Origin of the sequence: Streptomyces spiramyceticus, assembly GCF_028807635.1 — a bacterium.
Taxonomy (GTDB): Bacteria; Actinomycetota; Actinomycetes; order Streptomycetales; family Streptomycetaceae; genus Streptomyces; species Streptomyces spiramyceticus.
In genome coordinates this window covers 1,768,406-1,780,859 of the sequence record NZ_JARBAX010000002.1, presented here as the reverse complement: position 1 = coordinate 1,780,859, position 12,454 = coordinate 1,768,406, and the positions used below count along the sequence as shown (strand labels likewise).

11 protein-coding genes and 7 pseudogenes are annotated in these 12,454 nt (G+C 66.8%); 11 read left to right on the top strand and 7 right to left on the bottom strand.

The annotated features are described in order from the left end of the window. Positions 1-607 precede the first annotated feature (607 nt). From PXH83_RS31660 to PXH83_RS31650, 3 genes and pseudogenes are all read left to right on the top strand, one after another. Positions 608-1,441 carry a hypothetical protein gene (locus tag PXH83_RS31660; RefSeq protein ID WP_274564990.1) on the top strand — a complete coding sequence of 278 codons (834 nt, stop codon included), beginning with the start codon at positions 608-610 and terminating at the stop codon, positions 1,439-1,441. A gap of 153 nt (positions 1,442-1,594) precedes the next feature. Beyond that, a pseudogene (locus tag PXH83_RS31655) lies at positions 1,595-1,985 on the top strand (Tn3 family transposase); the annotation flags it as partial. A gap of 7 nt (positions 1,986-1,992) precedes the next feature. Continuing rightward, a complete protein-coding gene (locus PXH83_RS31650; protein WP_274564989.1) occupies positions 1,993-2,127 on the top strand; it encodes a hypothetical protein in 135 nt (44 codons plus the stop codon). A gap of 20 nt (positions 2,128-2,147) precedes the next feature. Here PXH83_RS31650 and PXH83_RS31645 read toward each other — a convergent pair whose 3' ends face one another. Next, the gene (locus PXH83_RS31645; protein WP_274565227.1) at positions 2,148-2,414 is read right to left on the bottom strand and encodes a hypothetical protein; all 267 of its coding nucleotides are present in this window, start codon (positions 2,412-2,414) and stop codon (positions 2,148-2,150) included. Between the two features lie 347 nt (positions 2,415-2,761). Here PXH83_RS31645 and PXH83_RS31640 point away from each other — a divergent pair. The 4 genes and pseudogenes from PXH83_RS31640 to PXH83_RS31630 all read left to right on the top strand — a co-directional run. Continuing rightward, positions 2,762-2,983: pseudogene (locus tag PXH83_RS31640) on the top strand (DUF4253 domain-containing protein); the annotation flags it as partial. 88 nt (positions 2,984-3,071) lie between these two features. Continuing rightward, positions 3,072-3,119: pseudogene (locus PXH83_RS32395) on the top strand (hypothetical protein); the annotation flags it as partial. A 55-nt stretch (positions 3,120-3,174) separates the two neighbouring features. Continuing rightward, positions 3,175-3,671: pseudogene (locus PXH83_RS31635) on the top strand (ATP-binding protein); the annotation flags it as partial. Between the two features lie 76 nt (positions 3,672-3,747). Then, a complete protein-coding gene (locus PXH83_RS31630) occupies positions 3,748-4,236 on the top strand; it encodes a nucleotidyltransferase domain-containing protein (protein ID WP_274564988.1) in 489 nt (162 codons plus the stop codon). 301 nt (positions 4,237-4,537) lie between these two features. Here the strand turns inward: PXH83_RS31630 and PXH83_RS31625 are convergent, their stop codons facing one another. Beyond that, positions 4,538-4,840, bottom strand: coding sequence for a hypothetical protein (locus PXH83_RS31625; RefSeq protein ID WP_274564986.1), 303 nt, complete (start codon positions 4,838-4,840; stop codon positions 4,538-4,540). Between the two features lie 444 nt (positions 4,841-5,284). On the opposite strand from PXH83_RS31625, the gene PXH83_RS31620 reads away from it, so the two are divergent. Beyond that, positions 5,285-5,428, top strand: coding sequence for a hypothetical protein (locus tag PXH83_RS31620; RefSeq protein ID WP_274564984.1), 144 nt, complete (start codon positions 5,285-5,287; stop codon positions 5,426-5,428). 784 nt (positions 5,429-6,212) lie between these two features. Here PXH83_RS31620 and PXH83_RS31615 read toward each other — a convergent pair. Beyond that, complete coding sequence (locus PXH83_RS31615) at positions 6,213-6,500, bottom strand: hypothetical protein (protein WP_274564983.1); 288 nt, start codon at positions 6,498-6,500, stop codon at positions 6,213-6,215. Between the two features lie 499 nt (positions 6,501-6,999). Further along, positions 7,000-7,530 carry an Lrp/AsnC family transcriptional regulator gene (locus PXH83_RS31610; RefSeq protein ID WP_274564982.1) on the bottom strand — a complete coding sequence of 177 codons (531 nt, stop codon included), beginning with the start codon at positions 7,528-7,530 and terminating at the stop codon, positions 7,000-7,002. A gap of 45 nt (positions 7,531-7,575) precedes the next feature. On the opposite strand from PXH83_RS31610, the gene PXH83_RS31605 reads away from it, so the two are divergent. Both PXH83_RS31605 and PXH83_RS31600 read left to right on the top strand, forming a co-directional pair. Next, entirely contained in the window at positions 7,576-8,493 is a 918-nt protein-coding gene (locus PXH83_RS31605; RefSeq protein ID WP_274564981.1) for an NAD-dependent epimerase/dehydratase family protein, read from the top strand. A 1-nt stretch (position 8,494) separates the two neighbouring features. Further along, positions 8,495-9,427 carry an aldo/keto reductase gene (locus PXH83_RS31600; RefSeq protein ID WP_274564980.1) on the top strand — a complete coding sequence of 311 codons (933 nt, stop codon included), beginning with the start codon at positions 8,495-8,497 and terminating at the stop codon, positions 9,425-9,427. 390 nt (positions 9,428-9,817) lie between these two features. On the opposite strand, the pseudogene PXH83_RS31590 reads toward PXH83_RS31600, so the two are convergent. Both PXH83_RS31590 and PXH83_RS32690 read right to left on the bottom strand, forming a co-directional pair. Further along, positions 9,818-9,925 (bottom strand): annotated as a pseudogene (locus PXH83_RS31590) (IS5/IS1182 family transposase); the annotation flags it as partial. 844 nt (positions 9,926-10,769) lie between these two features. Beyond that, a pseudogene (locus PXH83_RS32690) lies at positions 10,770-11,119 on the bottom strand (transposase); the annotation flags it as partial. On the opposite strand from PXH83_RS32690, the pseudogene PXH83_RS31580 reads away from it, so the two are divergent. Further along, positions 11,116-11,271, top strand: a pseudogene (locus PXH83_RS31580) (IS701 family transposase); the annotation flags it as partial. The pseudogenes PXH83_RS32690 and PXH83_RS31580 sit on opposite strands and share 4 nt — an antisense overlap. 482 nt (positions 11,272-11,753) lie before the next feature. On the opposite strand, the gene PXH83_RS31575 reads toward PXH83_RS31580, so the two are convergent. Continuing rightward, positions 11,754-12,452 carry a hypothetical protein gene (locus PXH83_RS31575; protein WP_274564979.1) on the bottom strand — a complete coding sequence of 233 codons (699 nt, stop codon included), beginning with the start codon at positions 12,450-12,452 and terminating at the stop codon, positions 11,754-11,756. Positions 12,453-12,454: the final 2 nt, after the last annotated feature.

The following is a 12,454-nucleotide window of genomic DNA, read 5'->3' as shown; positions in this document are numbered from 1 at the left end:
TGGTCTCAGGGCAGTAGGCCACTGCCGCGAGAAGGAGGTACGCCCAAGCGCTGACACCATGCTGGGCTGTTTCGAACCTCAGTAGTTCGGCGACCGTGTCGTTTGGGTGGGCCAGCAGCACCTGCAGACCATCCGGCGTTGGATGCACCGAGCTCGCAGTGGTCGCTGTAGTCCTTGCCTCGAAAGCGGTCGCCTGACCGTCTCCGCAAGTGGCGGGGCTGCCACCTGCTCAAGCGCTCCTCTTTCGAGGATCGCAGCCGGTTGGCGGCCTCGTCTCTGTCCTCGGCGAAGGCCCAGGTCAGGTACTCCACCTCGACGAGTTGCCGGTTGAGAGCAGCCGCAGCCCGCCTTGCCTGCCGGACCCCCGTGTCACGGGCGGCAGAGTGCAGCTCACGCCAATAGGCTCGGCTTCGAACACACCGGAAGTATCTCCCTGCGTCGCTGACGAGGCGGTTCGCCGCGCGGCAGAATGCTGCGAGGCGACTGACTCGCAAGGTGGTGCCGGATCGTGGGAAAGGACATTGCGATGCCCCCTGGAGAGTCGAAAGGCTCAGGAGCACCTGCGGTTCACGACTCCCCGGAGGGGACTGTCTCCGCTGGCGGGGGCATGACCTCGTTCGACGACATCTACAACCAGCCGGATCCGCGCGCGTACTTCCGAGCGCTGGGTCCCTTGGAGTACCAGAGTCCACACCATGCGCAGGGCCCCTTCCGCCGCATGCTCACCTTTTGCGAATCCTCAAAGGACTCCGAAGGTCCGGCAACGGTGCTGGACATCTGCTGCTCGTACGGCATCAACGCCGCCCTGCTCAACCACGACCTCGCCTTCGACGACCTCTACGCCCACTACACATCCGCGCAGGCCACCGCCCTGTCCACCGCCGAGCTGATCCAGTGGGACCGGGAGTTCTACGCGGCCCACCGCCGCCCGGCCCCGGTCCGCGTCATCGGGCTCGACGCCGCTCCCCACGCCGTCTCCTACGCACGCGCCGTCGGCCTGCTGGACGAGGCGTTCGCCGAGAACCTGGAAACCGCGCCCGCCAGCACGGCCCTGCGCCACGCCGCCCGCCACACCCGCCTGATCACTGTCACCGGCGGAACCAGCTTCCTCTCCCCGCGCACCTTCCAGCCCCTCCTGGACAGCATCCCCGGCCCGGTTTGGGTCGCCGCGTTCGTGCTGCGCACCGGCTCTTACCAGCCCATCGCCGACTGCCTCAAGCTGTACGGGCTCATCACCGAGAAGGCGGCCGACCACACCTTCCCCCAGCGCCGCTTCACCAGCGCACAGGAGCAGCAGTACGCAATCCAGGCGGTCACCGCGGCCGGCGAAGACCCGCGCGGCAAAGAGACGGACGGCTACTTCCACACCACGCTGTTCCTGTCACGTCCCGCAGCGGACGCGGCGCGAACACCGCTGGCCGACCTACTGCAGTCGATCTGACAACAACCAGCTCCCGGCGGGGTGAGGAAGTCACCCGCTCGGCCAGCCGACGCCGGGGCCGCAGCGGCGATTCCTACACCTGCAGTTGCTTCGACGGCGAAGAACGTCCCTGTTCTCCCTGGCCACCTGGGTAGGCCGCAACGACTGGCCGAGCACCTGCTCCGTATCGTCGACCCGGTTGACACCTACCGCCGCCAGATGAACCGGCAGCTGACCGTGCAGGAGTCGCGGCACAAGCTGGCCCGGAACGTGTGCCACGGCAAGCGCGGCACCATCCACCAGGCGTACCGGGACGGGGTGGAGGACCAGCTCGGCTCGCTCGGCCTGGTCCTCAACGCCGTGGTGCTCTGGACCACGCGGTACATCGACGCCGCCATCGCCCAGCTGCGGGCCGAGGGCCACGAGATTCGACGAGGACATCGCCCGTCTGTCCCCGCTCAAGCAGCGGAACCTCAACGTCCTGGGCCGCTACAACTTCGCCGCCTCCACCCCAGCCGGCGGCGGCCTACGACCGTTGCGCGATCCGGACGCGGTCGAACTCGACGACGAAGATGAGGGGGCGCCTGAGCAAGGAGGAGTTCACGGCGGAGCCCGGACTGGCGCCGGTGTGTGTTCGTTTCCTTCACGAGCTGCAGCTCGTGACCATGACCGGCGACACGCTCGCCCAGATCGACACGATCATCTGACCGGGACCCGGTGGCGTGTCTCAGTGCGCCCCGATCGAGCGTCCGGCCGCCAGTCGGCGCACGTGGCCCCGGATGCGGTCGCGGTCCACGGGGAACGCACTCTCCCACTCCTCGTCCAGATCGATCCACGCCGACGGCTGGCCCTTCTCCCCGCCGAGCGGCACATCACGATCCATGACGGCGGCGTAGGACAGGCCCAGCGTAGGACAGCCCAGCGTCGGCGACCAGTCGGCACGGTAGGAGCGGACGGAGACGGCCGCCGGCACGGTCAGCAGCTCACCCTGCAGACCGGTCTCCTCGACGAGTTCACGGGCCGCGGCGGCCCGCGGCGTCTCACCCGGCTCAACTTGCCGCCGGGCGGGACCTATCCGCGCCAGCGGTGCTTCACGAGCAGAACGTGGCCGAAGGCTGTTGGGGGAGGCCGGAACGGTCGAGCAGGGTCAGCAGCTGACCGACCTTGGAGTCGGGGATCTCGGGGGCACCCAGCGGTGGTAAGGAGCCAATCCTGCTGGCGACGTCATGCCGGCAGCCGAGGCGACAGCCTCCGGGTTGATGCCCTCGGACAGTCGCCCGACGATCCACGTCGACCGCAGTCGCCGAGCGGACAACGGCAGCAGCCCCGTAAGACGACGACATGCTCGACACCAACCGGCGCCTCGCCGTCACGGCCCCCTTCGGACAGACCTGGCCCGGCCTCGCGTCCAGTCGGGAGACGGCAACGAGCCCCGATCAACTGGCCGCCGAGTTCGCGCAGGCGTTCCTCGCCGACCGCCGACAGACACGTCTGGGGCTGGTCGCCGCAGCGTCCGGTGCCGAGGCGCTGACGGCCGCGGGCTGGGCCGGACCCTGCAACTACGAAAACGACACAGCGAAGTTCTCCGCGGTCGCCCGCAGTTGGGAACGCCGGTTCGGCGCCCCGTGTCGTCGCGGTCGGCTTTTCCACGCTGCACCTCAGCGTCGCCGCGCCACCGGCGAACGAGCATGAGGCGCTCCTGGTCGCGGCCGAGCACTTCGCCTTCTGTCCGGACAACATCTGGCAGGGCAGCGCTCGCCACTTGCGAATGGGTCAAAAGGGCCTGCCGCTCTGCCTGATCGGCGACTCGGGCACCGGCAAGTCCCACCTGCTGATCGCGCTGGGAACCGAGGCCGCCATGGCCTGCTTCCGGGTCCGCTACACACTCGCCACGAAACTGGTCAACGAGCTGGTCGAGGCCGCGGACGAGAAGCAGCTGACAAAGACCATCGCCCGCTACGGCCGTGTCGATCTCCTCTGCATCGATGAATTGGGCTATATGGAACTGGACCGTCGGGGCGCCGAGCTGCTGTTCCAGGTTCTGACCGAGCGGGAGGAGAAGAACACCGTCGCCATCGCCTCGAACGAATCGTTCGGAGGCTGGACCAAGACCTTCACTGACCCGCGGCTGTGCGCGGCCATCGTGGACCGGCTCACCTTCGGCGGCAACATCCTCGAGACCGGCACCGAGTCCTACCGGCTCGCCACCACCCGGGCCCGAGCCGCCGAGCAAGCCTCAGCCACCAGCTGACCTGGCAGCTGACCCGCAAGCATCCTCGCACCGAAAGCTGGACGAAGTCCCATCCTGACCTGGAACGATGCCAGACATGACTTCCCAGCCGCAGTCCCATGCAGAAGACGAGATTCACCGCGTCGAGCAGACAGTCGAAGACGTTCGTGAAGCCAGCCGACTTGTTGCTGCGCGGTATCCAGAGGCGATCGGCGCGGTGCTGGGCGGATCCGCTGCACGAGGCCAGTCCACTCCCAGCAGCGACCTCGATGTCACGGTCCTCCTCCCTGATCACGGGACGAGACGTCGTGAGGTGCTTCGTCACGATGAGCGTCTGGCTGAAGTCTTCCTCAACAGCCGTGCCGACCTGCGGACGGCCTTCGCAGAAAGCCGCACCACGCGCCGGGCAACGGCTCTCTTTCTCTTCGCTGAATCCATCGTTCTCTACGACCCGGACGGCCATGTCGAGGAACTTCGCCGGGAGGCGAAGGCCCTGTTGGCAGCAGGACCAGATCCCCTGACCAGTCGCGAATGCGAAGCCCAACGAGCCCTGCTCACGGACCTCTTGGACGATCTCGACGCCTGAGAGCCGCTGATGCCGTCCTCGGCCAGAAGCTACTCGACATCTAGCCCTCGCCAGGCACGCTGACCCGGGACCGTTGGCGGCCTCAGTCATCCATGTGCTGGACCTGACAGGCGGCCCCCTCCGCGAGGGCTATGTCGACCGCTGACTCTGCGGCAACCCGCGTGGCGAACGCAGGCCGCGTGCGATGACGGCGCCCGCTTGGCCGTGGTTGGCATCTGACGATGCATCGTCGCGGGCCCTGTCGGCGCTCCACAAACATCAAGGGTGTGCCGGGCGCCGGTCAGAGCTCCGCGCCATTCGCTCAGCCGATCAGCCTGCTGAGTAGGCCTCCGGCTGCGTCTTGGTCAGGACTCTCTGCGGCCGGAATCTCGCGTTGGTCGGAAATGCCCCCGATTCGATTCACGCCGGGGTTGGAAATCCTCGAGTTTTGCTCAGGCAACGAGCTCGGCATTTCATGTCCGACATGCTCTGGCTGGTCATTCCCGGAAGCGGATTGAACGATGCTGCCTCTGTTCTCTTCATCCTCGGCGGTGGCTGGGCCAATGCTGCCGAGGACTGCTGCGGCAGCCATGGCGGTTACGGTCAGGAGCTTGCGGATGCGCATGTGGGGCGTTCTCCGTTCGAGCGCGGAACATTGGACAGGCCCATATCATCATCAATTGTAAAATCGAAGCCCAATGCGCCCATCTGTGGGCGAGGCGTCCCATAAAGCAAGTGGACCGCGGCGGGGGAGTGCCGGCCGCTGTGCTCGTGCTTGGGGTACTGCGGCATCCTGTGGGGTCGACTCGGCGGTGAAGGCTGCGGCAGCGATGGCCGCCTCCCACAGGATGACGCGAAACATCTCGCGGGAGTACTCGGCCCGCGGCGTGAGCACGTTCAGGAGCCGGTTCACATGTGCGCCGCTATCTGGTGGACAGTGGCATCAAGTGGCGGGCGATGCCCGCGGACTTCCCCGCGTGGGACCGGGTCTACGCAGGGCGCTGATATACCTGGTGGGGCGTCAGGCGTACGTCTGAGGCCCCACCGAACGTTTGCAGGAATGGGGAGCATGGGGAACTGTCTAACGACCAAAGAGACGCCGAGCGCGGAAATAGTCATGCGCTGTGCAGCGGCGATCTCCGTAGTCGCTGCTGCTGCCCTGATGGACCGGGCCGACGGCGGTCTCGGATGGGCGGTCTACGGGATCGGCTGAGCCTCGCTCATCGCAGCCATTGTCTGGGGAAGCTATTCCCAGAGAGATCCGTGGATCGGGTCCAAGTGGCTGACGAGTATGAGCGTGATCGGCGGGATTGCCCTCTGGATCAAGTACGGGTGATCGAGACAGACTTCGCCCCACCTGCCGAAAGGTCACTGGACTACCGGGCATTGTCCAAAGCTCCAATACCCGTTAGATCGGCGACTGTAGAAGACTCTTGTTGGCGTCAGGGTGTCGGCGTACGTTCTCAGCTCCCCAGCCGCGTACGTCTGAACGGGCTCTGGCGCTGATCTTGTGATGATGCAGGTTCAGTTTCTGAGGAGGATTCTGATGCGGAGGAGGTCGAGGTTGGCTCGGCCGTAGCCAGCCCGTTTGAGGAGTTTGGCCCTGGTGACCTGCCTTCACAACCTGGCCGGAGCTCCAGTGACTGGAGAGCCCTGCGATGACCGCGTCCTTGTCGCGTTCAAGGCCGTCGGCGAACTGGTGAAGGTGGGGCAGGTTGTGGCTGCGGACCTGCTCGATCCAGGCCGGAAGGCCATCGCCTCGCCGCTCGTGCATGAGGGCGGCGAAATCACGGACGTGCCGGACTGTGGCGTCGCGTTCGGGACAGACGGCACGGATCTCCTTGAGTCCTTGCATCTCGCCCGACCTCAGGAAGGCTGGGTCGGTCGTAATCCACCTCGGTGCCCGGCGGAGCTTGGGCGGTGTCCATGGCAGTGGCGGCGGGACGGTGCCCTGCTTCAACTGCCGGATGCAGGCGTTGACCGTGCTGCGGTCCCCGCTAAAGGCCCTGGTCACGGACCTCGCGGAAGAGCTGGGAGGCATTGCGGCAGCCTTCGCTGTACCGCTGGTAGAGATACCTTTTGTGGTCGTCGAGCTTCGTGCGCCGGTGGGTGACCTTGACCAGCAGCTGCCGAACGTCGGGAGTGCGGGCATAGCGGCGGACCGCGTAGTAGTCCAGGTTCAGATCACGGCTGATGCACGTAACGACCGGCCCTGCGAACGGAGTTGCTGCACGGCCGCATACCGCTTCAGGATGGTGGCAACCATCCGCGCGGTCAGGGGTCACCGCGACGGAAGCCGGGCCGACAGCCGAACGTTGGGTTGCGCGCCAGTTGCTTGCCGCTTCCGGACCGGTTGTCCGTGTGGAAACCGCCTGGCGCGCCACCGCACACGCCAGGCAGAGACCGCCCGACAGCAGCCGGGCGACCGCCGTGCCCCCGGTGGCACCGCGGTCGGCGGCCCCGCCACCTGTACCAGTACATCGCCGCGCGACCCGGCAGGGTCGAGCAAGTCCCCCTGGAAGGGGAACGTCCGGTGATGGGGGTCTCATGCGACGACCGGAGACGCCCTCACCGACACCGTGGTCGCCGTCCTGCACAGCGCCCTCACCGCCGACCTGTTGATGACACGCAGATCCAAGTCCGAGCACCTCGGCGGGGCAGGCGTCTCCCACGGCCCTCGGCGTAGAGCCGGGCAGTCAGGTCGGTGGTCGATGTGCGTGGGCGGCCTGCAGTCGGTGGGTGCGGGTGCGGGTGCGGGTGCGGGTGCGGCGGAATGTATCCAGGTCAGGCGGGCTGATGCGGCAGGAGCGGCTTTCCGTCCTTGCCGCCGACCGGCGACGACAGGATGATCGAGGTGGTCGTGCGGCCGAGCGCCGAAACCTGCTCCAGGATCTCCTCCAGGTGGATCGTGTCGGTGACGGCCACCTTGATGATCCAGCAGTCCTCGCCCACCACGTGGTGGACCTCGGCGATCTCCGGGCGTGCCATCAGCTCCAGGGTCCTGGGGTGCTTCAGGTTGTAACCGCCGTGCGGACTGACCCTGATGAAAGCCTGGATGCCGTAGCCGAGCCGGACCGGGTCCACCCGCGCCCCGTAGCCAGTGATCGCCCCGGACGCTTCCAGCCGGCGCAGCCGCTCGGTGACGGCGGCGGGGCTCAACCGGACCCTTCGGCCCAGCTCGCTGAGCTTGACCCGGCCCTCTTCCTGGACGAGCCGGAGCAGCTGCCGGTCGACCTGATCGAAGGCAACTGACGAATCGTGGGCGGCCTGCCATGAATGCCGTGGTTCTTTCGGTACGGCGGCAAGATCTCCCACGTTTCCCCCTTCAGCGCGTGACGCGCCAACGTAACACTTGTGGGCATGACAGAAGAGAAGCAGCCGGACGGCATACGAGAAGTCCTGGTCATCGGCGGTAACCGCTACTTCGGGAAGCGGCTGATCGCCCGCTTGATCGCGGCCGGCGACCGGGTCACGGTCCTGAACAGAGGTTCGTCGCCGCCCCCGGCCGGGGTCCGCCAGTTGGTCGCCGACCGGAACGACGAGACCGCCCTGGAGGCGGCTCTCGGGGAGCGGACCTTCGATGTCGTCGTCGACCAGGTCTGCTACACGCCGCGCCAGGCGGCAGTGGCCCGCCGCGTCTTCGCCGGACGCACCCGGCGCTACATCATGACCTCGACGGTCGAGGTGTACGCATACGAGGACAGCCCCGTGCCCATCGGCGAGGCCGTCGTGGACCCCCACACGGTCGTCGTGGACACCGAACTCCCCTGGGAAGACGGGGAGTTCCTTGAGGAACACTACGGCGAGGGCAAGCGGCAGGCGGAGGCCGTGTTCGCCGCCACCCCGGTCTTCCCGTACGTCTCCGTCCGGGTTGCCCATGTGCTCGGCGGGGCCGACGACTTCACCGGCCGACTGGCGCACTACGCGGACCGACTGCGGACCGGCGAGCCGATCGCCGTTCCGGTGCCGAACCGGCCGGCGACGTACATCCATGTAGAGGAGATCGCCGACTTCCTCTTCTGGGCGGCGGGCCAGGACTTCACTGGTCCGGTCAACGCGGCCTCCCACGGCCCGCTCACCACCGAGGACATCGTCGAGGCGATCGGCGGCGGGACCGCCGTGTACCAGGAGGCGGAGGTCGGCGAGGCCTCTCCGTTCTCCTTCAACCGCTCGTACGGGATGGACAACGCCCGCGCCGAGCGCCTCGGCTTCACCTTCTCGCATACCAAGGACTGGCTGACGCGCGCCGTCACCGAGACGACCGGAACGGACGACTGACGTGAAGCACAGGCAACTCGGCTCCTACACCGTGAGCGCGATCGGCTACGGCGCGATGCCCCTGTCGATCGAAGGCCACCCCGACGAGAAGCGCGCGGTGGCGACGGTGCACGCGGCGCTCGACGCGGGCGTCACCCTGATCGACACCGCCGACTCGTACTACGCGCCGGGCGGCGACCCCGGCCACAACGAGGTGATCGTCGCCCGAGCCCTGGCCGCGTACCCCGGCCGTGTGGACGACGTCCTGGTGGCGACCAAGGGCGGCCGGGGCCGAACCGACGACGGCGGCTGGACGGTCGACGGCGACCCGAGCCATCTGCGACAGGCCGCCGAGGCCTCACTGAAGCGGCTCGGGGTCGAGGCGATCGGCCTCTACCAGCTCCACAAGCCTGACCCGGCGGTGCCGTACGCCGAATCCTTGGGTGCCCTGCGGGAGCTGGAGAACGAGGGCAAGATCCGCCACATCGGCCTCTCCAACGTGACGGTGCCCCAGATCGAGGAGGCGAGGGCGGTCCTGGGCGACCGGCTCGTCTCCGTCCAGAACCGATACTCCCCCGCCGTCCGCGTCACCGCTCCTGCGCTGTTCCGGTGCGCCGAGCTGGGCCTCGCCTTCCTCCCCTGGAGCCCTCTGGGCGGCATCTCCCGCAGTTCCCTGGACGGCCCGTCGGGTCTGACGGCCAAAACGCCCTTCCACGATGTGGGCGAGGGGCGTGGCATCAGCCCTCAGCAGGTCACCCTGGCATGGCTGTTGAGCCTGTCCCCCACGGTGATCCCGATCCCGGGAGGCAGCCGCCCCCAGTCTGTGCAGGACTCGGCGCGAGCGGCAGATCTGGTGCTGACCGGGCAGGAGCTGGCCCTCCTCCCGAGCGCCGCGCCGTCCGGTGCGTCCAGCATCTCGCACATCTCCGGCGGGCCGGAGCCGTCGACTACCTGAAGGGCGCGCGCCCCGATGGTTCATCAAGGCGGCGGCGGACATGGGCTCCGACGCCCACGGCGTGTTCGAGCGTCGGCCGGGGTGAGGACGTGTCCCTGGAGTGATCAGACCGTCAACCAGAGGTAGCCGAGGACGGCGGTCAGGTTGACTGCAGGAGGTGGCCCCTCAGCAAGAAATGCGACAGGCACACCAGGAATAGTCCTCCTGCGGTGAGTTGCCAGCCGACGAAAGCGGTGGGACTGGCCTCGGCGGGATGTCCCCAGCGCTTGGTGAGTCACGCCAAGCGCCATTGTGGCCGCGCTGCCGAGGCCCGCCACGATCTCGGCGAGGTCGAGTGCTGGTTGGTGAGGGCGCGTAGCCGGTCGATGCCTGATCCCGTTCTTCAGGCGGGAGACCGTTGCCTCGTTGCCGGCAGTCGCGGAGGATCTTGTAGTGCTTCATCCGGGCGAAGGTGTGCTCGCCGCGGACACGTACCCGCGATGCTCGGGGTTCTACGTTGGGCGGCATGCCCAGGACGGATGTCACGCCAGGGGCTTTTTCGCCGCTCACCGGGTTCAAAAGGATTCCTTCCCTGCTGGTACGCCAAGACGATGGCGGAGGCGGCCGTTGAACCAGATCGGCCCCCTGGCGGACCTGGCCATGAACGACAGGCATCGCCGCATGATCAGACAGACCCGTCACCCGGCGCCAGCCCGCCTCCACCCAGCCTTCTGCAACACGCTTTAGCCTCGACAAGATCGAGGACCGCCTGCCAGTCCTCCACCGAACAATCTGGGACACGCACGTCCGGCAGCGACCCCATCAGGTCCGGGTCGAAGAAACAGCTCACGTCATCCCACAGAAGATCAGCCACACCGCCATGCTGCCCGGCTCCCCGGCTCCCCGGCTCCCCGGCTCCAACGCAGCCCCGTTTCCCTTGACCAAACCCACAGGGGCACCCGCAGACCAGCTTGGGGGCGGCCACGGCGGATGAACTCCAGCTCGCCCATGACCCGATCCGGCGCCGTGTCGACGACAGGCTCCAGCTCCTCCATGATTATTGGGGCGGGAGTGGACGGATACGGGCTGAGGAAATCAGGTAAGTAGCCAGACCCCCCAAGTGCCAACGCGGACAACAGGGGCAGCCCCGCCCCGGCGCAACGGCCGGGGAGCCCGAACCACAAGTGGGGCAGGGGCGAACCATGGAAGTCAGCCGCTTGTCATCGAATCGGCGCGAGGTCCGGTTCTTGCCATCCAACCCTGTCGTTGCCGGTCCGAACGGACCCGTCTTCCCGAGCCACGGCGACCCCGCCGACGATGTCGACCAGGTTGGTGAGCTCGCTGTCCTTCGTTAGGCGCAGATCAGGTGAAGACGGTATTCGGCCCAGTCTACGAGCTGGCCGGCGTATGCAGATTCGGCCCAGCCCTGAGTGATCTGCGGGTGAGTGAGCCGCAGACGGAAGAGCATTTCGCGGACGGCATGGCGGTCAGTCATGTTCCCGCGCGAGTCACCGTGATCATCACGGGCAGGCCCTTGGTGTCGACGGCAATATGTCTCTTGCGGCCGTTGATTTTCTTCCCAGCGTCATAGCCTCGGGTGACCTTCGAGACGGCGTCAGCGGCTTTCACCGACTGCGAGTCGATGATCTGCGTCACGGAATAGGGGCAGCGGCCGAGGTTCGCACGGATCCGTTGACGCAGCTGGTCACGAACATGACTACCGCGAGCTCAAGCATGGCTTGGTCCTGGACCACTTCGAAGGCCGCACCCGGCGCGGCTGGCACCACCACGTCACCCTCGTCACCGCCGCCCAGGCCTTCCTCACCCTGCGGCGGCTCGACCCAAGAGCACACACGCTGGTCTGACCCTCTACCAGGTCCTCGACACCGCCAGGGACATGCTGAGGTGCTGGACCGGCACCTGCACCACGTGCAACCGTCCCCTCACCAGAAGTAGAACCAGAGCCAGAACCTAACGAAGCACTACTAGAAGTTCTTGGGCGGCGGGGAGTGATCCGCTGTTGCGATTCTCGACAGCTCGGGCGGACCTGACAGGGCCTGCTGCGGGAGTTGCCGGCCAGTAACCGGTTGTGACGTGTGCCCGGGCACACGTCACAGCAGTTCGTGCGGCTCCCTGGGGTGATCCCTGCAGGTACCCGAGGGCGGGAAAAACAGGATGGCGACAGGTCATCGGGCATGCGGGACTCAAGGTGACGCCGTATCTTACGCATGAGCGCGCGCATTCACCCGCTGATCTCGTGGGAGCTGGTGTCTGATGCGTCTCGACCACCTACGTACGGCACGTCCCATGCCCCGCGCACAGAGTGTGCGGGGCAAGGGAGCGTGGCTCAGTCGATGAGGTACTCGACCGCACCCACTACGTGCGGGCCGTGGCCGAAGCGCGCACTGATGTGTTCCATGTGCCGGTACGTGTCTCTAGAAAGCCTCGCGTAGAAGGCCGAGTAGGCACACACCGTGAACCGGAAGGCCAGTTCGCTGCATACCGTTTCGGCGCACCGCTGCAAGGCTCCCTTCGCCTCTTTCAGGGAGATATCGGCTTCCTGGCGCGGCTTGAGGCCTTGGATCAGGTCGGCCACCTCGGTTACGAGCATCTGGTGCTCATGACTCACCGCGTCGTTTGGTCCGCTCTCCGGAGTTTTTGGGCCCTGGGCACATCGCTCCACCGCTGACCATGATGCCTTTGCCGTCCCGCGTTTCTCGGCCATCGGTACGACGACAGAGAGGATGTCGTCCAGCCACTGGGGTACGCGGTTGCCGATTTCGGGGCTGCCGTCGTGAGGGGAGCTGTCCGTTAGCCGCCACAGGGCGTTGATCTCGCTGTCGGCCAGTGATGACCTTTTGAGGCGCAGCACGTCCTCGATGAGAAGCAGCAGGGCGCGGGTCCCCTCGGACTGGGCCATGAGATGGGTGATGTGGTCGCGTTCGTCCTTGGCGTCGAGGGTCCAGTCTCCGTGGTAGGAGGCGCCCAGGCCTGTGATGCCGAAATCGAAGCACAGTTCGGGTTCGGACGGTATCGGATCGTGCATGG